This window comes from Capnocytophaga canis (genome assembly GCF_000827555.1).
Lineage (GTDB): Bacteria > Bacteroidota > Bacteroidia > Flavobacteriales > Flavobacteriaceae > Capnocytophaga > Capnocytophaga canis.
The window spans coordinates 14,817-38,288 of sequence record NZ_CDOI01000155.1; the positions used below are offsets into that span (position 1 = coordinate 14,817).

General features: G+C 34.6%; 21 protein-coding genes and 1 tRNA gene. 14 read left to right on the forward strand and 8 right to left on the reverse strand.

The window, feature by feature from the left end; all coding sequences use genetic code 11:
* Positions 1 to 173 precede the first annotated feature (173 nt).
* A complete protein-coding gene (lon, locus tag CCAND38_RS07090) occupies positions 174 to 2,615 on the forward strand; it encodes an endopeptidase La (protein ID WP_042007016.1) in 2,442 nt (813 codons plus the stop codon).
* Positions 2,616 to 2,713: 98 nt separating this feature from the next.
* Here the strand turns inward: lon and trmD are convergent, their stop codons facing one another.
* Both trmD and CCAND38_RS07100 read right to left on the reverse strand, forming a co-directional pair.
* On the reverse strand, positions 2,714 to 3,397 hold the full coding sequence (gene trmD / locus CCAND38_RS07095) for a tRNA (guanosine(37)-N1)-methyltransferase TrmD (protein WP_042006977.1): 684 nt from the start codon (positions 3,395 to 3,397) through the stop codon (positions 2,714 to 2,716).
* 1 nt (position 3,398) lies between these two features.
* Positions 3,399 to 4,004, reverse strand: coding sequence for a hypothetical protein (locus CCAND38_RS07100; protein ID WP_042006975.1), 606 nt, complete (start codon positions 4,002 to 4,004; stop codon positions 3,399 to 3,401).
* Between the two features lie 356 nt (positions 4,005 to 4,360).
* Between CCAND38_RS07100 and CCAND38_RS07105 the strand changes: the two genes are divergently transcribed.
* From CCAND38_RS07105 to rlmH, 4 genes are all read left to right on the forward strand, one after another.
* A tRNA-Ser gene (locus tag CCAND38_RS07105) sits at positions 4,361 to 4,445 on the forward strand.
* A gap of 222 nt (positions 4,446 to 4,667) precedes the next feature.
* Entirely contained in the window at positions 4,668 to 5,375 is a 708-nt protein-coding gene (locus CCAND38_RS07110) for an AAA family ATPase (protein ID WP_042006973.1), read from the forward strand.
* A gap of 112 nt (positions 5,376 to 5,487) precedes the next feature.
* On the forward strand, positions 5,488 to 6,894 hold the full coding sequence (locus CCAND38_RS07115; RefSeq protein WP_042344559.1) for a S1C family serine protease: 1,407 nt from the start codon (positions 5,488 to 5,490) through the stop codon (positions 6,892 to 6,894).
* A 210-nt stretch (positions 6,895 to 7,104) separates the two neighbouring features.
* Positions 7,105 to 7,578 carry a 23S rRNA (pseudouridine(1915)-N(3))-methyltransferase RlmH gene (gene rlmH, locus CCAND38_RS07120; RefSeq protein ID WP_042344560.1) on the forward strand — a complete coding sequence of 158 codons (474 nt, stop codon included), beginning with the start codon at positions 7,105 to 7,107 and terminating at the stop codon, positions 7,576 to 7,578.
* A 180-nt stretch (positions 7,579 to 7,758) separates the two neighbouring features.
* Here rlmH and CCAND38_RS07125 read toward each other — a convergent pair whose 3' ends face one another.
* From CCAND38_RS07125 to CCAND38_RS07140, 4 genes are all read right to left on the reverse strand, one after another.
* A complete protein-coding gene (locus CCAND38_RS07125) occupies positions 7,759 to 8,655 on the reverse strand; it encodes a DUF6607 family protein (RefSeq protein WP_042344561.1) in 897 nt (298 codons plus the stop codon).
* Between the two features lie 151 nt (positions 8,656 to 8,806).
* Positions 8,807 to 10,261, reverse strand: coding sequence for a sodium:solute symporter (locus tag CCAND38_RS07130; protein ID WP_042344562.1), 1,455 nt, complete (start codon positions 10,259 to 10,261; stop codon positions 8,807 to 8,809).
* A 94-nt stretch (positions 10,262 to 10,355) separates the two neighbouring features.
* Complete coding sequence (locus tag CCAND38_RS07135) at positions 10,356 to 11,117, reverse strand: class I SAM-dependent methyltransferase (RefSeq protein ID WP_042344563.1); 762 nt, start codon at positions 11,115 to 11,117, stop codon at positions 10,356 to 10,358.
* A gap of 23 nt (positions 11,118 to 11,140) precedes the next feature.
* Complete coding sequence (locus CCAND38_RS07140; protein WP_231550009.1) at positions 11,141 to 11,572, reverse strand: cupin domain-containing protein; 432 nt, start codon at positions 11,570 to 11,572, stop codon at positions 11,141 to 11,143.
* Between the two features lie 225 nt (positions 11,573 to 11,797).
* On the opposite strand from CCAND38_RS07140, the gene CCAND38_RS07145 reads away from it, so the two are divergent.
* Positions 11,798 to 12,700 (forward strand): NifU family protein, encoded by a 903-nt coding sequence (locus CCAND38_RS07145; protein ID WP_042006965.1) that lies wholly within the window; start codon positions 11,798 to 11,800, stop codon positions 12,698 to 12,700.
* A gap of 22 nt (positions 12,701 to 12,722) precedes the next feature.
* Positions 12,723 to 13,553 carry a rhomboid family intramembrane serine protease gene (locus tag CCAND38_RS07150; protein WP_052458180.1) on the forward strand — a complete coding sequence of 277 codons (831 nt, stop codon included), beginning with the start codon at positions 12,723 to 12,725 and terminating at the stop codon, positions 13,551 to 13,553.
* Here the strand turns inward: CCAND38_RS07150 and CCAND38_RS07155 are convergent.
* Positions 13,550 to 13,966, reverse strand: coding sequence for an acyl-CoA thioesterase (locus CCAND38_RS07155; RefSeq protein ID WP_042006964.1), 417 nt, complete (start codon positions 13,964 to 13,966; stop codon positions 13,550 to 13,552). The two genes, CCAND38_RS07150 and CCAND38_RS07155, sit on opposite strands and share 4 nt — an antisense overlap.
* Positions 13,967 to 14,148: 182 nt before the next feature.
* On the opposite strand from CCAND38_RS07155, the gene dnaA reads away from it, so the two are divergent.
* The 6 genes from dnaA (at position 14,149) to CCAND38_RS07185 (ending at position 20,146) form a co-directional block, all read left to right on the forward strand.
* Complete coding sequence (gene dnaA, locus CCAND38_RS07160; RefSeq protein ID WP_042006962.1) at positions 14,149 to 15,567, forward strand: chromosomal replication initiator protein DnaA; 1,419 nt, start codon at positions 14,149 to 14,151, stop codon at positions 15,565 to 15,567.
* Between the two features lie 52 nt (positions 15,568 to 15,619).
* Entirely contained in the window at positions 15,620 to 16,087 is a 468-nt protein-coding gene (locus CCAND38_RS07165; RefSeq protein ID WP_042344564.1) for a low molecular weight protein-tyrosine-phosphatase, read from the forward strand.
* Entirely contained in the window at positions 16,087 to 16,797 is a 711-nt protein-coding gene (locus CCAND38_RS07170; RefSeq protein ID WP_042344565.1) for an SAM-dependent methyltransferase, read from the forward strand. The genes CCAND38_RS07165 and CCAND38_RS07170 overlap by 1 nt, the downstream gene beginning before the upstream one ends.
* A gap of 154 nt (positions 16,798 to 16,951) precedes the next feature.
* Positions 16,952 to 17,605: a phosphatidylserine decarboxylase family protein gene (locus CCAND38_RS07175; RefSeq protein WP_042344566.1), complete on the forward strand. Its 654-nt coding sequence runs from the start codon at positions 16,952 to 16,954 to the stop codon at positions 17,603 to 17,605.
* 58 nt (positions 17,606 to 17,663) lie between these two features.
* Entirely contained in the window at positions 17,664 to 18,383 is a 720-nt protein-coding gene (locus CCAND38_RS07180) for a YebC/PmpR family DNA-binding transcriptional regulator (RefSeq protein WP_042344567.1), read from the forward strand.
* Between the two features lie 239 nt (positions 18,384 to 18,622).
* Complete coding sequence (locus CCAND38_RS07185; RefSeq protein ID WP_042344569.1) at positions 18,623 to 20,146, forward strand: catalase; 1,524 nt, start codon at positions 18,623 to 18,625, stop codon at positions 20,144 to 20,146.
* A gap of 333 nt (positions 20,147 to 20,479) precedes the next feature.
* Here CCAND38_RS07185 and CCAND38_RS07190 read toward each other — a convergent pair whose 3' ends face one another.
* Positions 20,480 to 22,408 (reverse strand): S9 family peptidase, encoded by a 1,929-nt coding sequence (locus CCAND38_RS07190; protein WP_042344570.1) that lies wholly within the window; start codon positions 22,406 to 22,408, stop codon positions 20,480 to 20,482.
* A gap of 364 nt (positions 22,409 to 22,772) precedes the next feature.
* Between CCAND38_RS07190 and CCAND38_RS07195 the strand changes: the two genes are divergently transcribed.
* A complete protein-coding gene (locus CCAND38_RS07195; protein WP_042344571.1) occupies positions 22,773 to 23,453 on the forward strand; it encodes an SDR family NAD(P)-dependent oxidoreductase in 681 nt (226 codons plus the stop codon).
* Positions 23,454 to 23,472: the final 19 nt, after the last annotated feature.

Below are 23,472 nucleotides of genomic sequence, written 5' to 3' on the forward strand. Positions count from 1 at the left end.
CATGTCTTTGCTACATTTTGTGGCACAACAATTGTTGTACTACCATCAGTTGTTCCTTTGACTAAGGTGTAACTATTTTATTTATAGTATTATATATTATTTTTGAATCATATTTTTTTGTCGGAAGAACATAAATTCACGACAAAATGACATATTATATACCATTTATGAAAATGAAATTAAGCAATTTTGACAGTTTTTCATCTGAAACCATCGATACAGATGCAGAGTTTATTCCTCTATTAACAGCTGAAGATGAAGAAGAAATACAAAAGGAATCCTTACCTACCGTTTTACCGATTCTTCCGTTGCGAAATATGGTGCTGTTTCCCGGGGTAGTGATTCCCATCACAGCAGGGCGTGATGCTTCGGTGCGATTGATAAACGATGCTAACGAAGGGTCAAAAACTATTGGAGTTGTGGCTCAAATTGATGAAAATGTCGAAATACCTACGGGAAAAGATATTTATCATTTGGGAACTGTAGCACGTATTCTGAAAGTACTCAAAATGCCCGATGGGAATATTACCATTATCATCCAAGGAAAGAAACGCTTTGAAATTGATACTATTTTGGAGGAAAAACCATATATCACAGCCACTATCAAAGAGGTAGAGGAAACACGTCCTCCAAAAAATGATAAGGAATTTGGCGTAGTTATTGAGTCTATTAAGGATTTGGCTACGCGAATCATACGTGAAAATCCAAATTTACCTTCTGAAGCTACGTTTGCCATAAAAAACATAGAAAGTGGGGCATTTTTAGTGAATTTCGTGTCATCTAACATGAACGCTCTCGTAAAAGAGAAACAAGAAATATTAGAGACAAACGATTTGAAAGATCGTGCGTTGTGTGCGTTAAAATACTTAGATTTGGAACTGCAAAAACTTACACTTCGTAATGATATTCAGTCCAGAGTACGTTTTGATATTGACAAGCAACAACGTGAATATTTCCTACATCAGCAAATAAAAACTATCCAAGAGGAGTTGGGAGGCGTTTCCTATGAAGAGGAAATTGAGGAGATGAAAAAAGTAGCCAAAACTAAAAAATGGGATGATAAAATCAAGGAACATTTTGAGAAAGAATTGGGAAAACTACAACGGATGAACCCTCAAGTAGCCGAGTATTCAGTACAAAGAAACTATTTGGATACGTTATTGGAACTGCCTTGGAATGAGTTCTCAAAGGATAATTTTGATTTGAAACGGGCTCAAAAAGTACTTGACCAAGACCATTACGGTTTAGAAGAAGTTAAGCGACGCATTATTGAGCATTTGGCTGTGTTGAAACTTCGCAACGATATGAAATCACCTATTTTGTGTTTTTATGGGCCTCCTGGCGTAGGGAAAACCTCTTTAGGGAAATCAATAGCTAAAGCGTTGAATCGTGAATATGTCCGTATGTCGTTAGGAGGGTTACGTGACGAAGCTGAAATTCGTGGACATCGCAAAACGTACATTGGTGCAATGCCTGGGAGAATTCTCCAGTTATTGAAAAAAGCTAAAACCTCTAACCCTGTATTTGTATTGGACGAAATCGACAAGTTGAGTCATTCGCACAATGGGGATCCTTCTTCTGCTATGTTAGAAGTTCTTGATCCTGAGCAAAATAGTGAATTTTATGACAATTTTTTAGAAGTAGGATATGATCTGTCCAAGGTCATGTTCATAGCTACAGCTAATGAACTTTCAACCATCCAACCAGCACTTCGTGATCGTATGGAAATCATTAATGTAACGGGATATACCATTGAAGAAAAGGTTGAAATTGCTAAGAAATATTTATTACCCAAGCAACTGGAAGAACATGGACTTAAAAGTCGTGACCTTTCTTTGGGTAAAAAGGAAATTGAACGTGTTGTTGAAGGATATACACGCGAATCCGGAGTACGTGGTTTGGAAAAACAAATAGCTAAGTTGGTGCGTTTTTGTGCCAAGTCGGTTGCCATGGAAGAGCCATATGAGTCAAAATTATCATTGGAGGAAATAACCAAAATCTTAGGCCCTGCTAGAATGGAACGCGACCGTTATGAAGATAATGATATAGCAGGGGTTGTTACTGGTTTAGCATGGACAAGCGTTGGAGGTGATATTTTGTTCATTGAATCGGCATTGTCTAAAGGGAAAGGAACACTTAATATCACGGGGAACTTAGGCACAGTCATGAAGGAATCGGCAACCATTGCATTGGAATATATCAAGGCTAATGCCGAACGATTTGGTATTGAACCGACATTATTTTCCGACAACAATATTCATATTCACGTTCCTGAAGGAGCAACTCCGAAAGATGGTCCCAGTGCAGGAATCACCATGCTGACCTCGTTGATGTCGCTTTTCACTCAGAAACGAGTAAAAAAACATCTGGCGATGACGGGAGAAATTACCCTACGAGGTAAGGTGCTTCCAGTAGGAGGAATCAAAGAAAAGATTTTGGCAGGAAAGAGAGCAGGTATCAAAGAAATCATACTCTGCAAAGAAAATGAAAAAGATGTATTGGAAATTCGTGAGGATTATCTGAAAGGACTCACTTTTCATTATGTAACTGAAATGGAAGAAGTTATTAAAATAGCAATTACCAATCAGGATGTGAAAAATAAGAAACAATTTTAGCAATACACAAAAACGCCATTACCAAAACGGTAATGGCGTTTTTAGCTTTATGAAGTAAATTAATATTCTCGATATTTTTTAGAAAAGAGTCCTCCTTTTTAATACTCTTTATTTAACAAATCAGGACGTCTATTTTTGGTGTGTTCATAGGCTTTTTCTTCCCGCCACTGTTCAATTTCAGGGAAATTTCCACTCATCAACACCTCTGGGACATCCCAACCTTTGTAAGAAGCGGGACGCGTATAAACAGGTGGTGCAAGTAAATTATCTTGGAAAGAATCTGTTAAAGCAGAAGTTTCATCGTTCAGTACCCCTGGAATCAGGCGGATGATAGCGTCACACAGAACGGCAGCACCCAATTCTCCTCCCGAAAGTACATAATCTCCGATAGAAATTTCTTTCGTAATAAATTGATCTCTAACACGTTGATCAACTCCTTTATAGTGTCCACAAAGAATAATGATATTTTCATAAAGTGATAACCGATTTGCTATCTTTTGATTTAGTGTTTCACCATCAGGAGTCATATAAATGATCTCATCGTACGAACGTTCAGCTTTCAAGGCCGATATGCATTTGTCGATAGGCTCAATCATAAGTACCATTCCAGCTCCGCCACCAAATTGGTAGTCATCTACTTGTTTATAACTCCCTGTGCTATAATCTCTTAAATTATGGAAATAGACCTCAACAAGTCCTTTTTTTACAGCACGTTGCATGATCGAAGCATTAAATGGACTTTCTATCAATTCAGGAATAACTGAAATAATATCAATACGCATTTTATCTGTGTTTGTTAATTTCGTCCTGTAACTGACGACGTACTTTTTGCTCTCTTTCGATTGCCGATTTTCTGTAATTTTCGTATTCCTCTTGTAAATCGTTTAAATCTTGCATTGATTTTTTGGCTATGACATTGCTATTGGAGTAGCGGTAGATATAAAAAACAAGCATAGCTATCAACAATAAAACGATGCTCCACATAATCAGTGAATATGTAGATTTTGGTAGTAAAATACCCAGAAGACTAACACTATCTTTTTCATTACGTGTCTCTTCAAGTGTATTTTCCAATGAAAGAATATTGTTATTCAATTTCTTTATTTCATTTTCGTGGGCATCGACAACCTGCTGTTGAGCTTTAATTTTTGATTTTACGCTTTCCAAACTATCCATCACGTTGCGTTGATAAACAGTTAGGCTACCTTTGTCGATAACTTTATAATTTTGCCACGAATTAGACTGAGAAATTAGATTTTCAAATTGGCTGTTAAGCGTATTCTCTTTTTTCTGATTTTTTGTGTTTTGGATACGCGTACCTTCCTGTGCATTAACAATTGGACAAGTAAAAAGTATTGTGAATGCTCCAATTAATAATTGTTTTTTCATTTTTTGTAACTATTCCTTTTTAGGAAACAAATATAGATAGATAATTGCACAAAATAAAAAAATATTCAAAAAAATATAATTTTTACCATAAAATAATTTTTATATGGGCGAGTTAGATAAATGTTCTCAGATTTATTTTATTGAAAATAAATGTATTAATGTTTTTTTTACTTCTGTAGTTTTATAAAATCAAAAATAATAACATGTTTTGCTTCAAAAAAATATTTATAAGTAACTTAAAATTAATAGGATATAAAATATTTTCAAAAAAAATAAAAAAAATAAGCTATAAAATTTGCAGGAATAAAAAAAAGTCGTACTTTTGCAACCGCATAAGTGAGATAACAAGTGCAATTGGAGAGATGGCAGAGCGGTCGAATGCGGCGGTCTTGAAAACCGTTGAGGGTAACACCTCCGGGGGTTCGAATCCCTCTCTCTCCGCAGTAAAGGGTGTAAATCGAGTAACTACTTGGTTTACACTTTTTTTATGTTTTTCAAGTTTTTTTTCTCTTAAATATTAATTTTCTTTGTAACATTTAATCTAAATACGAAAAAAAACGCGTGAAGTCGTTTTATGTGCAAAATTACGACAGACATTTTTTTGTTTGCTATGAACTTTAGAAAAATAGATGTAAATTTGTCAGCGATTGTAATTTAAAAGAAATGGTAACAAGCGATTTTATAATCCATGATAGGGAATCAATCCCTTTCGAGGATATTTTTCTGTCCGATGAAAATAAAACGGCATTGCAACAACTTATCAAAGAACACGAACATATTGCCGAATTAATGAAATATGGCCTACAAGCTGATAACAAAATTTTATTTTATGGAGCTTCTGGTTGTGGAAAAACAACCACCGCAAAATCAATCGCTAATCGGTTGGGAAAATCTATTTTCATATTGAATTTGAGTAATTTAGTAAATTCTCGTATCGGAGAAACTTCAAAAAATTTAAAAGCAGTTTTTGATAAAGCTCAGCGCGAAAAGGCTGTTTTATTTTTAGATGAATTTGACCAAATCGGTAAAACTCGTACTGACGACGAACGAGATGTGGGTGAAATGCGTCGTTTAGTGAATACGATTATCCAATTATTTGATTATTTTCCAAAAGAAGGTGTGTTAATTTGTGCTACTAACCATATTGATTTTATTGATTTTGCTCTTCTACGGCGTTTTCAATTGAAATTAGATTATGAAATGCCGTCAAGAGAGCGTTTAGATGCCTATTATGATAAAATTTTAGCTGATTTTCCCGAAAAATTTACAAATATCGACCGGAAATATGATATTTCCTACGCTGAAGTAAAGGATTATATTCATACACAAATGAAAAAAGCAATTATTTATTCATTAGAAAATTCGTATTGATTTTCTTAAAATGACCTTAGTCTATCCGTGCTTTTTGGCATAATTATTGCACAATATGAAATGACTTTGTTAAAAATATAATATTAAAATAATTGATTAAAATTTAAACCGTATGAAGAATTATGCAAGTATTGTATCGGCTGCTTTTTTAGGCGGTATACTATCGTTAGGGGGGTATAAATTGTTTCTTGACAAAACAGATTCCGTTGCACAACCCGTGATAACTGAAAAACCAAATTTTGTACAAACCAATAACCATGTTGGCGGAACTCGTTTTGAATTGAATGAAAACAGTTTTGTTGAGGCAGCAAATAAAACTGTCAATAGTGTGGTACACATCAAAAATGTAGCTACTAAACAAGGTGGAGGAAATTCCGTTTTTGATTTATTTTATGGTGGAGGAAGCCAAACTCAAGTTGGAACAGGCTCAGGAGTAATTATCACTCCCGATGGGTATATCGTGACCAACAACCATGTCATAGCTGATGCTACTACTTTGGAAGTTACCCTCAACAACAACAAAACTTACACGGCTAAGTTGATAGGCACTGATGTTTCATCAGATATAGCATTGCTTAAAATTGAGGCCGAAGAACAACTGCCTTTTTTAACCTTTGCTGATTCTGATAACACTCAAATAGGGGAGTGGGTGTTAGCTGTAGGGAATCCTTTTAATTTGAACTCAACCGTAACAGCAGGGATTATCAGTGCTAAAGCACGTAATATTAGTGAACGAAGTAATGATAAAGTAGAATCGTTTATTCAAACTGATGCTGTTGTAAATCGAGGTAACAGCGGAGGTGCTTTGGTAAATCTAAAAGGTGATTTAATAGGCATAAATACAGCTATTACTTCAACAACAGGTACTTATATGGGATATTCGTTTGCTGTTCCGAGTAATATAGCCAAAAAGGTGATTGAAGATTTGATTGAATACGGCAACGTACAACGCGGTGTATTGGGGGTTCGAGGAACCGAATTAAACTCTATCAATGCAGAAAGATTAGGCATAAAACAAACCGAAGGTTTCTATGTGGATTCAGTAGATGAGGAATCAGGAGCAGGGGCTGCAGGTATTAAAAAAGGAGATATAATCAAGCAAATTGATAATGTTCGTATTCACAAGTACTCCGACTTGAGTGGTTATATTGCTTCTAAGCGTCCAGGTGATCAGCTTAAAGTGATATACGACCGAGAAGGAAAAGAACGTAATACGACAGTTAACTTAAAGAAAAATACTACTTATGTGGTTAACACTTTGGGCTTGGAGGTTAAAAACCTTTCGGAAGTTGACCAAAAGAAATTTAAAACCAAAACAGGAGTTAAAGTTACGGGAGCTTCCCAATTTTATGAATACAACAATGTTTCGGTGGTAGGAAAGGTGTTAGTTGCAGTAAATTCAAAACCTATTAAAGATATTGATGAATTGAAAAATATCGTAGCAAGTCTTTCATCAAGAAACCGAAATTCATTGGAGTTAATCAATGAAAAAGGAGAAAGAGAACGACTTTTCTTCTAAAAAGAATAATCTTTTTTATGAGACTATCCAAAGGGATTGAAGTTTTTATCGGTATCCCATAAAACAATTTTCTTGGATAGTCTCATTTATTTTCAAATTGTACTCCAACCTGTAACTCAGAATTTTTTATTGAAGCCTATTGTAGTCGGTGAAAAATAAAAATTAGGGGAGCCGTTGCTTTTCTTTAATATATATTCTAAAAAGTAAGAAATGAATATCAAACTAATTACAATAGGGAAAACTGATAATTCAAATTTGCAACAACTTATTTCAGATTATGAAAAACGATTGTTGCACTACATAAATTTTGAATTGGTAACCATTCCCGACCTTAAGAATAGTAAATCGTTGAGTGAAGAACAGCAAAAAACGAAAGAAGGAGAGTTGATTTTGAAGCAAATAGAGCTTTCGCACGAACTAATCCTTTTAGATGAAAGAGGAAAAGAATATACTTCTGTTGGTTTTTCAGAATACATTCAAAAAAAACTGAATACAGGCATCAAACAGCTTACGTTTGTGATTGGAGGACCTTATGGATTTTCTCAAGAGGTGTATGCACGAGCCAATGGAATGCTTTCTTTGTCGAAATTGACGTTTTCGCATCAGATGATTCGATTATTTTTTGTTGAGCAAGTTTATCGAGCATTTACTATTCTCAAGAATGAACCTTATCATCATAGATAGTCGCCTTTTTCGATAAATTGGAATGATAACTTGGATAGAGGTTAATTGTTTGATTTTAAAGCAAAAATTAAACACACAAAACAGAATTCCTCACATAGTCTCTCTCTGTTAAAAAAGTCGGATAAAGATGCATTTAAAGTGAGTGAATTCGTTTTGTGTGTTTTTCTTAAAAATTATTTCTTAGAGGACAAATTTTTGAATGATTTCGTCTATTTTTTCTTTGGTTTTGTAATTTTCTTCGTCGAAAAGATACTCAAAAAGGGTTTTTCCGTCTACTTTTGTTTCAAAACGTAGTGTTGCGTTTTTAGCATATATTTCATTCCATTTTGCTCGTACTAATCCCCATTTTTCGTTGTGTTTTTTCCAAAAATCTTTAGCAGCTTTACATTTTTCATCATCTACTTTCTTGTAGGTATTATATCCTTTCTCTTGGGCAATTACTAAATCATCTTTTCCATCACGTCGGAGAATTTTATCATTGTCTTGTTCATGTAACCAACCATAATTGGTGATTTCATGTCGATTTCTTCGGAACATCACATTGTAATCGCTTCTCACTTCTTCTTCGCGACGAGGTAGAGGAGAAACAACCTCACTTTCCCAAAAACTTTTTCCGTCAACGTGTACCCATGTAGCTGTTTGTTCGTAACGAGGACTATCGTCTACTTGGAACACTTTTTGTGTCCATTGACCTTTTACGTCACTTTTCGGTTTTTGTGAGAAAAGCCACTGATCCCCAAGTTCATAGGTGTAAAAATTTCTGTTTTGATATTCCCAATCTTGTCTCCAATGTTTGATGATACGTTCGTTACCTTTCTTTCCAACAATTAATAAATGCTGTAATACAATTTTATCCTTTTTGTCTTCAACAGCTTCTACCCATTCCAATGCTTTTGAACGGCTGGGCTTTGATGGAACATAGGTGGAATCAGCTCCATATCGAAAAGTTTCAGCATATCGAAAAGTTACCTCATAGCAACCACACATGTTTTTTATGGCAGCAATGTCTTTTTTGTTTTGTGCATATCCATTGATAAATAGACTGAGTGTTAAAATTAAAATGTTTACTTTTTTCATTTTATTTATGTTTAGATTAATTCTCGGCAAAGATATAAAAGTTTATTAAGAATTAAAATAAATAAAGATATTTTTAATTTTCTAAAAGAAGCATCTCAAATCTACTAAGGTTTCGGATAATCTTCTTTGATTGTGTTATTTAGCAATTAAATTAATTCCTTTTGTGTAATAACAATAGTCCGAAAAAAGTTAAAATTCCATTAACAGCAATGCTTACAAAACCGAAATCAAACTTGAAATGATTTTTTAAGTAAATACTTAAAGCATAAGTAAGTAGGGGAGAGGCTATACATACCAGCCATACCCATTTGTCATGGATTTTCATATTTGTAAACATTCCGAAGATAAACAAGCCTAATAAAGGTCCATAGGTGTATCCAGCAATGTTGAAAATCAGAGAGATAACGTCGCCCTTACTTTGAGAAAATATCATTATGATACAAAAAATAACAATCGAAAAACCGAACAAAGCTAAATTTTTGTAACGTTTTTTCTGTTGAGATGTTTTTTTCGACATATCCAAAAAATCATACGTAAAGGATGTCGTCAATGCCGTTAATGCTGAATCAATACTTGAGAAAGATGCTGCAATGATGCCCAATAAAAAACACATTCCTGCGACAATACCCAAATAATTTAAAGCCAGATTAGGGAACAAATTGTCGGTATTTAATACCAAACCCTTAGGGTCAATTTCCAATATAATTCCCATGTTTTCAGCATAGATATACAATAAAACTCCTAAGCATAAAAACAAAATTTGTGTACCTGCCAACACAAGACTATAAGTGAGCATATTTTTCTGAGCATCCCAAATATTTCTGCAAGTTAGTGTTTTTTGCATCATATTTTGATCTAATCCAATCATAGCCACCGATACAAAAAAACCTGCAATAAACTGTTTGAAAAAATTATTCCCAGATTTAGTGTCCCAATTGAAAAAGTCAAAATATTTATGGTTGTAAATCTGCTGTGCAGTTTCAGAAAAAGACATATCTAGCGTATCCGAGATTCCTATTCCAATGGCTACAATACTTATAATCAGGAAAAAAGTTTGTAATGTGTCTGTCCAAACGATAGTTTTTATCCCCGATTTAAAGGTATAAAGCCAAACAAAAACAATGATGATAATTACTGTTAAGTAAAAAGGAATACCAATTCTGTCAAAAAATGCTAATTGGAGTATTTTAGTAGCCAACATCAATCGTAATGCAGCACCAAACGATTGTGAAACCAAGAAAATAAGCGACCCCGATTTGTAAGATACTTTACCAAAACGTTCTTTCAAATAACCGTAAATAGACACCAATTGCAAGCGGTAGTACAAGGGAGTTAGTACAAATGCGATGAACATATATCCTACTACATTTCCCATCACAAATTGAGAAAAATACAGATGATTATTAGCCACAGATCCAGGCAATGATACAAAGGTAACTCCCGATAAAGCACTACCTACCATTCCGAAAGCCACTAAAAACCAAGCGGATTTGCGATCACCCGTAAAAAAGGTTTCATCACCTGTTTTGCGTGATGTGAAATAAGAGATAGAGATCAGTATACCGAAATACAGTAGAATTACAAATAGAATCAATTGTACGTTCATATAAAAAAATCATTTTTGAAGAAAAAGAGGATAAAAATGAGTTATGTTCATCTTTATCCTCAGCAAAAGTACATTTTTTTAGAAAACTAAAAAATTATTTTTTTTCAGCTACAATCGCTACTGCGTTTAGATTATTTTCATACGTGCGGAATACTTTTCGCATCGCTCGAATGCGTTTCCGTGCATCGGGATTGGTAAGAATATTAAATCCTATTTTTAGAGTTCTGAAAAAACCTTCATCTTGGATCATACGTTTTTTTTCAAGTAGATGCATTGGATTTGTTTCCACTTTTATTGTTTTAAAACCTTCGCTTTCAATTATTTCACTCCATTCAATCACTGTCAAAGGTCGTGCATTAACCCTTATAACTTGAGCGAGTTCCCGTTGAATGGTAGCTTTGGCCTCAGGGTCAATATCATTGGGTGTCAATCCAAGCTCATGAACGGCATATAGCCCTCCTGGTTTTAAAATGCGATGTGCCTCACGGATGATTTCCCTTTTGCGGTGATCGGCTTGCATCGTCAGCATAGCTTCACCATACACCTTATTGGCTACTTGCTCAGGTAATTCGGTTTCGGCAGCGTTTTTGTTGATGATTTGCACATTTTTTCTCGCAAATTTTTTCCGTAACTTTTCAGCGGCTTCTTGATCAAGTTCTATACCTATGTAATTTTCCGGATTTTTTGCCAATGTTATTTCCGCAGTTAATCCCAATCCTGGAGCAAATTCCACTACCACATCATCATTGTTAACAACCAAGTTATCAATCATTTTAAGGGTAAGTTCTTTTCCTCCTGGTCGTAATACTTTTTTCCCCATTTTGGCTAAAAGCCAGTGTCCTTGTTGTTTGTTCATTACTTATTAATAGTCGGTTATAATTATTTCTTAGACTTTTCAATCTCTTGAGTTTCATATTTAGAAAGAGACAGACGAACAACACTGTTTTCAAGAGCTTTTAGCTCATGTACGATAGTGGCTTTGAGTGTAATGAAATCACCTTTGTTTAGTTGGTAAATAGTTTCTCCTACTTCGAAATTAATTTTTCCTTCAAGAACCTGTACTACGATGGCACGAGGAGCTTTGTGGCGTTTCATTATTTGCCCCTCTTTGAAGGTTATCCGAACTTCTTTAGTGAACTCAGTTTCTAAAATAACCTCCACATTAGGTTTGTCGTCCTTGTAGGTGACGTCTTTCAACATTGAAGCTGTCATCACATCAGTAATGACATTTTCTTCTTTTTCAATAATTTGTTTCATCTGAGCTTGTAAACCAAGCGGTAATAAAACGAGCAATAATGGATATTTTTGCATAATATATTTTATTTAGTCTTAATAGTTTAACACTGCAAATATAGTCAAAATAAATTAATAAAAGAATTTTTAGTCTTTTATTTTTTCAAATTAATTTTGTCTGTATATTTTATAGTGTTGAAAATCAGTATTTTTAATAAAGAGTGTTTTAATGAATGAATAAATTGTATTCGTAAATTTTTAAAACATCACAAAATTGGATAGCTTTGCCAAAAAAATAGAACAATGAGTGAAGTGACAATATCCATACAACCAACCAGTAATCCGGAAATTATTAAACTGGAAGCATCAAAAATTTTGGTCAAAGGTAGCTACGAATTTAATAACATTGATGAGGCTAAAAATTCACCTTTAGCACAACAGCTTTTCTATCTGCCTTTTATCAAAACAGTATATATTTCCAGTAATTTTATTGCTTTGAAACGCTATCCGATTGTAGAATGGGCGGATGTTCAAGAAGAGTTGGCTGAACAGATTTCGGTATATATAAATTCCGGTAATGAGTTGATTACTACAGAACAGCCACTAAAAAAATTACCTATAACGGTTTATGCAGAGAGTACACCCAACCCCACGGTAATGAAGTTTGTGGTTAATAAACAAATTGTACCTGTGGTTTTGGAATACAAGAATGTAACGCAAACACAAAATGCGCCATTAGCAAAGGCATTGTTTGATTTTCCTTTTGTTAAAGAAGTTTTTTTTGATGAAAATTACATTTCAATAACCAAGGATGAATCGGTAAAATGGTTTGAAATCACTATGGAATTACGCGAGTTTATTCGTACCTACTTGGCAGATGGAAATAAAGTTGTTTTAGATAAAGAGACTAAAAAAGAACAAGTTACGAATGAAAAACAAATAGAAAAATCACCATTAGTAACAGACATTACTTCGCAAAAAATCGTAGCCTTATTGGATGAATATGTAAAACCTGCCGTAGCATCCGATGGGGGAAACATTCAATTTGTGTCGTACAATAAAGAAACTCATCAGGTCGAGGTGATTTTACAAGGAGCCTGTAGCGGTTGTCCATCTTCAACAATGACTTTAAAAAATGGCATTGAGAATTTGTTGCAAGATCAATTGCAAAACTCTGAAATTCGAGTGATAGCCATTAACGGATAAAACCTTTCAAAATCATCATAAATTGAATATCAATCGTAAAATAAAAAGCTTAAATACGGCAGAGCAGATAGCTATTGTCAACATTTTGTTATTCATTGTTGGATATTCGGTAGTTTCTTTAGGTTTAATTTCGCAAGAACAACTCAATCAATGGGTAGGTATGCCTCAAAAGTGGGATGTTTTTCTAACAAAACCTTGGACTATTTTTACGTATGCCTTCTTCCATGCACGTTGGCAACATCTGTTTTGGAATATGCTTTTTTTGTATTTGGTAGGGCAAATATTTTTTAATTTATTCAATAATAAGCAATTTCTAAAGGTTTATCTTTCGGGAATATTTTTCGGAGGAATCTGTTTTTTATCAGTATATTTTTTGCCTTCTGTTTTTTTTGAAAATACCATCCTTTTAGGTGCGTCGGGAGCTATTATAGCAATGCTCTTTTTTGTTTGTGTTATGGCTCCTACCTATGTGGTCAATGTTTTTTTCTCCATTCGTATGCGTTTGTGGTATGTCGCGTTGCTTTTATTAGCTTTTGACATAATTCAATTTGCTTCCGATCCTGGAGGAAAAATTGTTCACATAGGTGGAGCTTTTATAGGATGTTTTTTAGCTTTATTAGGTAAATATCCATTGCAACTGAAACGAAACAATTATGAAAAATTAACAAAAAAACAAATTTCCTCAAAAGCTATAAAGCCCTCAGAATCACGATCGAAATTGAGTGAATCTCAAAAGATAAAACAACATAAGGTTAATGTTATCTTAGAGAAAATTAGCTCCAGTGGCTATACAAGTTTAACTGAGGAAGAGAAAAAATTTCTATTTGAAGCCAGTAAGGAAATGAATCTTTAAGATTTCATTTTCTGCTGTATTGCAGCTAAAATCCTTTGAGGACAGCGTACTGGTCGCCACGTGTTTACATCTACGAAAACTAAAGTAGTATTTGCTGTAGATATTACCTCGCCTTTTTCGTTAATTATCTGATAATCAAATGTTATTTTTGAGCTTGGGAGTTCTTTTAGTTGAGTTCTGATGGTAATGAGTTCGTCGTAAAATGCTGGTTTTTTGTAGTCTATATGCAAAGAAACCACAGGTAACATCACGCCTTCTTTTTCCATTTCTTTGTACGAAATTCCCAGTGAGCGCAACCATTCCACCCGCCCAAGTTCTAAGTATTGAGGATAATTACCATAGTAAATAACTCCCATTTGGTCAGTTTCACCATAGCGGGTTCTAAGTACATAATCGAAGTACAAATTTTCCATAGAATTGAAAAGTATATAATTAACAAGTATTAACATTTAACTCTTGCGAAAAAAAAATGAGAAAAACAATAGTAAAATGATTTTTTTTATTCATTTTTTATTCACAACTTTGCTGTCTCAATTCACAGAGATACTACTACATCTGTTTTTGAAGTTCCAAATATAACCTTTTTTATTTAATAATGAAAGATTTAGCCGAAAAAGCGTGGGGGAGATGTCTTGATTTCATCAGAGACAATATTGAAGAGCAACCATTTAACACTTGGTTCGCTCCGATTGTGCCTATTAGTTTGGAAAATAATTCTTTAAAAATAGGTGTTCCTACTAAATTTTTCTATGAGTACTTAGAGCAAAATTATATTTCTCTTTTGAAGTCTGCCATGACTTTTTCTCTTGGAGAAAAAGCCCGTTTGACTTATGTAATCAACTCTCTAACCAGAGAACAATTGCCAAGTACTAACCGTCCAGAATTAGCAAGGCAATCACTTACTTTACCTATCCAAAATAAAGATCCTGAACTTCGAAATCCGTTTGTAATTCCGGGTATTCGCGAAATTACTATAGACCCACAGCTCAATTTGAACCAAAATTTTGATAATTTTGTTGAGGGAAATTCGAACCGATTGGCACGTTCAGCTGGGATGGCAGTAGCCAATAAGCCTGGAGGAACGGCGTTTAATCCACTGTTTATTTTTGGTGGAGTAGGGTTGGGAAAAACACATTTAGCACACGCTATTGGGGTGGATATCAAGGAAAAACATCCTAAAAAGAAAGTGCTTTATGTGTCAGCAGAAAAATTTACGCAACAGTTCGTAAACGCTACCATGTCAAAAGATAAGGACAAAACATCACTTAATGATTTCATTCATTTCTATCAACTCATTGATGTGTTGATTGTCGATGATGTTCAGTTTTTATCATCTAAATTAAAGACACAAGATGCGTTTTTCCACATATTCAATCATTTACAACAAAACAATAAGCAAATTATTTTGACATCGGACAAAGCTCCAGTTGACATGCAGGACATTGAACAACGTTTATTGTCGCGTTTCAAATGGGGGCTGTCTGCTGAGTTACAAACTCCAGACTATGAGACTCGCTATAAAATTTTAAAAAATAAATTCTACACGGACGGTGCAGAAGTAGAAGATGAAATTATTTCATATCTAGCTGAAAATGTTAGAACTAATGTGCGAGAATTGGAAGGTGTAAGTAATTCACTTATTGCTCAAGCAGCCTTTAATCGCAAGGAATTTTCGATTGAATTAGCACAAAGCATCATCGAACGCTCCATACGAAATCACCGAAAGGAAATTACCATCGACCACATACAACAAATCGTTTCCGATTATTTTAATGTGGGTTTGGAGGAATTGCAATCAAAAACTCGTAAACGAAACGTAGTACAAGCACGTCAGTTGGCGATGTTTTTCGCAAAAAAATATACAAAAAATTCATTGACAGCTATCGGTTCACAAATTGGGCAACGTGACCATGCAACCGTATTGCATGCTTGTAAAACGGTTGAAAATCTAACGGAAACAGACCGTGAATTCAAGCGATATGTTGAAGAATTAACCTCAAAATTTTCAAACTAATTCATTGATATTGAATTAGTTTTTTCTTTTTATATATTATTATCCTAAGGAAATGAAAACAAGAATATTAATGGTATGCTTAGGCAACATTTGTCGTTCTCCGTTGGCGGAGGGAGTTTTACGAGCTAAGTTGGATCCTGCAAAATTTGAAGTGGATTCGGCAGGAACATCAAACTACCATGTTGGGGATGCTCCTGATTCTCGTTCGATAGAAGTAGCTCGAAAAAATGGTATTGACATTGCAAATCTCAAAGGACGACAATTCAAAAAAACAGATTTTGAAGACTTTGACTATATTTTTGTAATGGATAGAAGTAATTATACAAATGTGTGTAACATAGCTGAAAATGAGAAATATAAAGAAAAAGTGTCATTTTTATTAGATGTGTTAGACTCCATGAAAAAGAAAGAAGTCCCTGATCCTTACTATGGAGATAAAAATGGATTTAGAACCGTTTTTACGATGATTGACGAGGCTTGTGAGGTGATTGCTGAAAAGTTAAATTCAAAGCATCCGTAATGAGTAACTTAGGAAACGTTTATCTCATTCCTAATTTGTTGGGAGATAGCTTAATAGGTAATGTATTACCTCCGATGATAACAAATATAGTTAAGGAGTTGACTCATTTTATTGTAGAAAATGAAAAATCGGCTCGTAAATTTATCAAACAAATTGCACCTGAGAAGCCACAGCAGGAATTGGTGCTGTTTACCATTGATAAGCATACCTTCGAAAATGATATTTATTCTTTTATAAATCCTTGTATGTCAGGTTTTTCTGTTGGTGTTATTTCCGAAGCTGGTTGCCCAGGTATTGCTGATCCTGGTGCTGAGATTGTGAAATTAGCACACCAAAAGAACATACGAGTGATTCCTTTGGTAGGTCCATCATCGATTTTATTAGCCATGATGTCAAGCGGTTTGAATGGGCAAAATTTTGCATTTAATGGTTATCTGCCCATAGAAAAATCTGAACGAAGACGAACAATCAAGGCATTGGAACGAAAAGTTAAGGAATATAAACAAACACAAATTTTTATTGAAACTCCTTATCGGAATGATAAAATGTTATCCGATTTGGTAGAAACTTTGCAAAATGATACGATGTTGTGCATAGCAACTGAAATCACATTACCGACCGAATATATCAAAACACAGACCGTCACGCAATGGAAAAAGATGAATATTTCTTTGCAAAAACGTCCGACAATCTTCATCATAGGAAGTTAGAAATTGTTTGAATCTTAATAAATTCGTTATTATGTAGTGATTAAATATACATTAGTTTTCATTTTTATTTATATATTTGCCATATCAAAATACGGATTTATTTTTTTTTTGCGGATAATCAATTCAAATTTTTAATAATCAACACATTATAAATATGTTTCACAAAGAAGGTTTTAAAATTATTTTAGGAACATTTATAGTAACTGCAGGAATCGCTTTACTGGCACATTATTTCGTAGATATTTTTTGGTTACAGAAACTCATTCAAGGTATTGCACTTATTTTTTTGATTTTGGTATTACAATTTTTTAGAAATCCAAAGCGAAATACGCAAAGAAATGAAAGTCACATCATCGCTCCCGTTGATGGAAAAGTGGTAGTTATTGAAAAAGTATTCGAAAAAGAATATTTCAAAGATGAACGTTTACAAGTATCAATTTTTATGTCGCCAATAAATGTGCATGTAACTCGCTATGCTATAGGCGGAGAGGTTGTGTTTAGCAAATACCATCCTGGAAAATATTTAGTTGCTTGGCATCCGAAGGCATCCGAAGAAAACGAAAGAACAACCGTTGTTGTTGAAAATCATACTTTTGGGAAAATATTATATCGTCAAATTGCAGGAGCTTTGGCGAAGCGTATTGTAAACTATGCTAAAGAGGGCGATATAGCTATTCAAGGAGCTGATGCTGGATTTATTAAATTCGGTTCACGTGTGGATTTATATCTACCGTTAGATACTCAAATCAATGTCCAATTGGGACAAACAGTTAAAGGCGGTATTGATATTGTGGCAAAAAAAGATTAATTTTAATAACATATTTATATTTAAAATATAAACATAAAGTAAAGAATATCAATTATTTATGGGAAGAGCATTTGAATTCAGAAAAGCTAGAAAATTTAAGCGTTGGGCAGCAATGGCAAAAACTTTCACACGCATAGGTAAGGACATCGTAATGGCTGTGAAAGAAGGAGGGCCTCATCCTGAGTCTAACTCTCGGTTAAGAGCCGTAATCCAGAATGCCAAAGCAGCAAATATGCCGAAAGAAAACGTGGAACGTGCCATCAAAAAAGCCTCTGAAAAAGATACTGCAAACTATAAAGAAGTTATTTTTGAGGGGTACGCACCTCATGGAATCGCTATTCTAATTGAAACTGCCACAGATAATAATAACCGAACAGTGGCAAACATCCGAAGTTATTTCAATAAATGTAATGGAGCTTTAGGAACATCTGGCTCTGTAGAGTTTATGTTTGACCATACTTGTAATTTCCGAATCAATGCTGAAGGCTTAGATGTAGAAGAACTTGAACTTGAGATGATTGATTTCGGAGCTGAGGAAGTTTTTCAAGATGAAGAAGGGATTCATATTTATGCTCCTTTTGAGAGTTTCGGGGCTATTCAAAAAGAGTTGGAAGGACGTGGTATTGAGATTCTATCCTCAGGTTTTGAACGTATTCCGCAGGTAACCAAAGAGCTCACTCCTGAAGAACAAGCTGATGTGGAAAAACTTCTTGAAAAAATCGAAGAAGATGAAGACGTTCAAAATGTTTACCACACTATGAAAGAAGCAGAATCATAATCTCCGCATAATAGAAAATAGTAAAAAGACTGTATGGAAAGATTTCATACAGTCTTATTTTTGTATAAATCTTTATCTTAGAAGTTGAATAGATTATAATGTGAATATTTCCTGATTCTTCTCATTATCAATAGTTATAAATTTTACTTATGATAATATAAAAAATATCGCAAAAGCTATTGCTTTTTGCATGTTTTATAATTATACTTTTGCATCATAAACAGTAAAAACTAATAAAGATGAACAATAAACTGACAACTACAACGGGAGCTCCCGTAGCCAATAATCAAGATACAATGACTGCGGGTAAGAGAGGTCCTGCTCTTTTGCAAGACATCTGGTTTTTAGAAAAATTGGCTCATTTTGACCGCCAAGTAATTCCTGAGCGTGTAATGCACGCCAAAGGTTCAGGAGCTTACGGAACTTTTAGAGTAACTCACGACATTACCAAGTACACAAAAGCATCTATTTTTGCTGAAATCGGGAAAGAAACACCAATGTTCGTACGTTTTTCTACCGTTGCTGGAGAGCGTGGAGCAGCTGATGCTGAACGTGATATCCGTGGTTTTGCAATGAAATTCTATACTGACCAAGGAAACTGGGATTTGGTAGGGAATAACACACCTGTATTCTTCTTCCGTGACCCTTTGAAATTCCCTGACTTAAATCACGCCGTAAAACGTGACCCACGTACCAATATGCGTTCTGCTGACAATAACTGGGATTTCTGGACGCTTCTTCCTGAGGCTCTTCACCAAGTAACTATCGTTATGAGTGACCGTGGTATTCCAAAATCGTACAGAACAATGCACGGATTTGGTAGTCACACGTTTTCTTTCATCAATAAAGAGGGTGTACGTCATTGGGTGAAATTCCACTTGATTTCACAACAAGGCATCGAAAACCTAACCGATGAAGAAGCTGCTAAATTGGTGGGAATGGACAGAGAGTCACATCAAAAAGATTTGTACGAAGCCATCGAAAATGGAAACTTTCCGAAATGGAAAATGTTTGTACAAATTATGACCGAAGAACAAGCTCGTAATTTGGATTACAACCCATTCGATTTGACCAAAGTTTGGTACAAGAAAGATTTCCCTTTAATCCCTGTTGGAGAGTTTGAACTTAACAGAAATCCTGAAAATTACTTTGCCGAAGTAGAGCAATCTGCTTTCAGTCCTGCCAATGTGGTTCCTGGAATTGGTTTCTCTCCTGATAGAATGTTGCAAGGTCGCTTGTTCTCTTACGGAGACTCACATCGCTATCGTTTGGGAGTGAATCATAACCAAATTCCAGTAAACGCTCCTAAATGTCCTGTACACGGATATCACAGAGATGGAGCTATGCGAGTAGACGGAAATTATGGTTCTACAAAACATTACGAGCCGAATAGCTTTGGTGTGTGGCAAGAGCAAAAAGAGTTCCAAGAACCTGCATTGAGAATTGATGGAGATGCGTACAATTACGATTTCCGTGAAGATGACGATGATTACTTCACACAACCACGCAAATTATTCCAATTGATGAATGATGAGCAGAAAAAAGCCTTATTTGAAAATACGGCAAGAGCCATCGGCCCTGCTCAAAAATTCATTCAAATAAGACACATCCGAAATTGCTATCACGCTGACCCAGCTTACGCAAAAGGAGTGGCTGATGCACTTGGTCTTACAATGGAAGAAGTATTGAAATACGAACATCCAGCATTGAATTTAGGTCCTGTGGCTCATAAGAAAATGGAATGCCCTTTCGGACACAAATAAAATTAAGAAAGTAAAGAAAGAAGGAGATTGTCCAAAAAAGGCAGTCTCCTTTTCTTATTTATTATTATACCGACAATTTTAGGTAATGTACTGAAAAATAGTTGGTGTTTTTTTTACAAATTAATTATTATATTACGCTTGTTAGTCCGAAGAGGAAAAAACTCTGGTGGAGATCAACTTTTCAGCAATAGGATTAATGTGTAAAACGATAGTTTTAGAAGCTTTCCGAAAAGGGGAGCTTTTTCTGCCTAAACCTATGGTAGACTATGTTTCAAAAGCTTTCACCAACTATTTTTCAGTATTATGCTATAATTGAAAATATTGTTATGACCATTAGTTTTTCAATGTTTCATCTAACCATCTGAAAAAATTACGTTGCCAAAAGATTCCATTCTGAGGTCGTAAAACCCAGTGAGTTTCGTCGGGAAAATACAGTAATTCACTTTTGATTCCTAATAGTTGAGCTGCCGTAAAGGCTTGAAAACCTTGCTCTTTTGGAACTCTATAATCTTTACCTCCATGGATAATCAAAATAGGAGTGTCCCAATTGGCTACTTTTTCAATAGGATTAAATTCGGTATAAGATTTTTGTACTTTTGGATTGTCTTTTTCCCAATATGCTCCGCCTAATTCGTTATTAGTAAAGAAAATTTCTTCGGTAGTACCGTACATACTTTGTAAATTAAATACTCCACAATGAGCGATAAACGATTTGAAACGTTTGTTATGAATACCTGCCAAATAGAATACCGAATATCCACCATAGCTTGCTCCAATAGCTCCTAAGCGATTGTTATCCACATATTTTTCTTTAGCAACATCGTCGATTGCTGAAAGGTAATCACGCATCACTTGTCCACCCCAATCACCACTGATTTGAGCATTCCACTCTACGCCATGTCCAGGCATTCCACGGCGATTTGGTGCTACGACAATGTACCCCTGAGATGCCATCAATTGAAAGTTCCAACGAAAACTATAGAACTGACTAAGAGCTGATTGTGGTCCTCCTTGGCAGTAAAGTAAAGTTGGGTATTTTTTATTTGGGTCAAAATTAGGAGGATAGATTACCCATGTAAGCATGTCTTTACCATCAGTAGTTTTTACAATGCGTTCTTTCACCTCACATTTGGCAATTTGTTTGTAAGCATCGTCGTTTACGTGGGTCAATTGATTAACTTCTAAGAAATTTTTTATATTTTTTTTCTTTTTATTCACTTGTAAATCAATAGTATATATCTCTGCAGCACGATTCATGTCGGTACGAGTAACTACCAATAAGTTAGCTGACTGACCTACGATTCCTGTGATGTCGAACATGCCTTTGGTGAGTTGTTTAGGCATCGGATGCTTCTCAAACGGATTGATTTCAAATAATTGTGTAGTCCCTTTTACTACAGCTGTAAAATATATTTTTTTGCCATCATTACTCCATATGTAATCTGCTACCGTATTGTCCCAGTGAGCTGTGATGTTACGTTTTTGTCCATTTTCAAGAATGACCAAATCATTTTTGTCAGCTTCGTTGCCTTCGTTTTTCATACTCAACCAAGCTAAAACATCCTTTGAGCTGTATAATGGATGTGTGTCATACCCCATCATCCCTTCGCTCAAGTTTTTTGTTTTTTGTGTAGCAAGATCATATTCGTAAATATCTGTGTTAGTGCTTACTACATAGTCTGTACCTACTTTAGCCTTAGTTACATAAAGTACTTTCTTTCCATCGTTGCTCCAAATGTAGTCACTCGTTCCTCCAAAAGGTTCTTGCGGACAATAGTAGGGTAGCCCTTCCATAATGTCGACTTGTTTTCCATCAGTCATATTCTCAATGAAAACATGGTTGTATGCCCCGTCCATCCATTTGTCCCAATGACGATGATCTAAACTTTTATAATTCTGTCCAGTTGATTTGTCTAAATCATTATAAAAATCGGAAGCAAATACTTTATTGATTTTTACGGGTTTATGAACTAACTTTTTGTCTTTAGTTGCATTAAATTTCGTAGTTTCACGTTTGAGTTCCTCCTCTGAAATAGGAATCGGAACACCTCCTTTGACCGACAATTTGAACAATTCACGACGAAACGAATTTTCCTTAACATTAGGGTATGCAACACTAAAAAGCACAAAACTTTTGTCTTGAGTTAATCCCATCGTTCCCACACGTCCTAATTCCCATAGTTTTTCAGGTGTTAGCGGTTGTTGTGCATCCATAGTATTAGCTATAAGCCCTGCAACAAGCATAATTAATCTTTTTTTCATTTGATTTTTCTATTTTTCTTTAAAACTTACACAAATTAGATTCTAAAAATATTGAAATTTTACCACAAATAAATCATTCTTAAAGTTTTTGATACATATTTTACTATTTAAAATGATATTTCCCCAAAAAGTGATCTAAATATCAATTTTCTCTCTTTAAGAATATATTTTTTATGCTATTACAAGTTAAAATCAAAGGAAATATTCTATTCTTAAACAGAATGTTCAATCAATTTTATTCCAAAGCAATATTATGTTTGCAAATCTATGAAAAAAAGCAATGTTGTCAAATGAAAAACAGTATTTTCAGTTGATTTATCTCTCTTTTATTCTTATTTTTGCACGACAAAAAAAGTAAATAAGCATGAAAAACGTAATCGTCACAGGCACAAGTAGAGGAATCGGCTTAGAGATAGCCAAACAAATGGCAGATCAAGGGCATCAGGTGTTGGCATTATCTCGAAATACACTTCCTTTGCTGAAATTGAATCATAAAAACATTCATTTTTTTCCTTTTGATATTACATTGGAGGAAGATTTAGAAAAAGTGGTTGATTTTGTTCGAGAGGAATGGGGAAAAGTAGATATTTTAATCAATAATGCTGGAAAATTAATCAAAAAACCTTTCGAAGAGCTTACTACTACTGATTTTATGGAGGTGTATAAAGTAAATGTTTTTGGTGTGGCGATGCTCATCCAAAAGATAATTCCTTTTATGGTGAAAAAAGCTCATATTGTGAATATCAGTAGCATGGGAGGAGTACAAGGAAGTATGAAATTTGCAGAACTATCAGCCTATTCCTCATCGAAAGGAGCTTTAATAACCTTATCCGAACTTTTAGCAGAGGAATATAAGGAAAAAGAAATCATTTTCAACGTATTAGCATTGGGAGCAGTGCAAACAGAAATGTTAGCAGAGGCCTTTCCTAATTATAAAGCAAACGTTACAGCCGAAGAGATGGCAGTTTATATCAGTGAATTTGCTTTACAGGGATATACGTTTTTTAATGGAAAAATAATACAAGTTTCTAATTCTACGCCTTAAAAAAAATATTTTATTATAA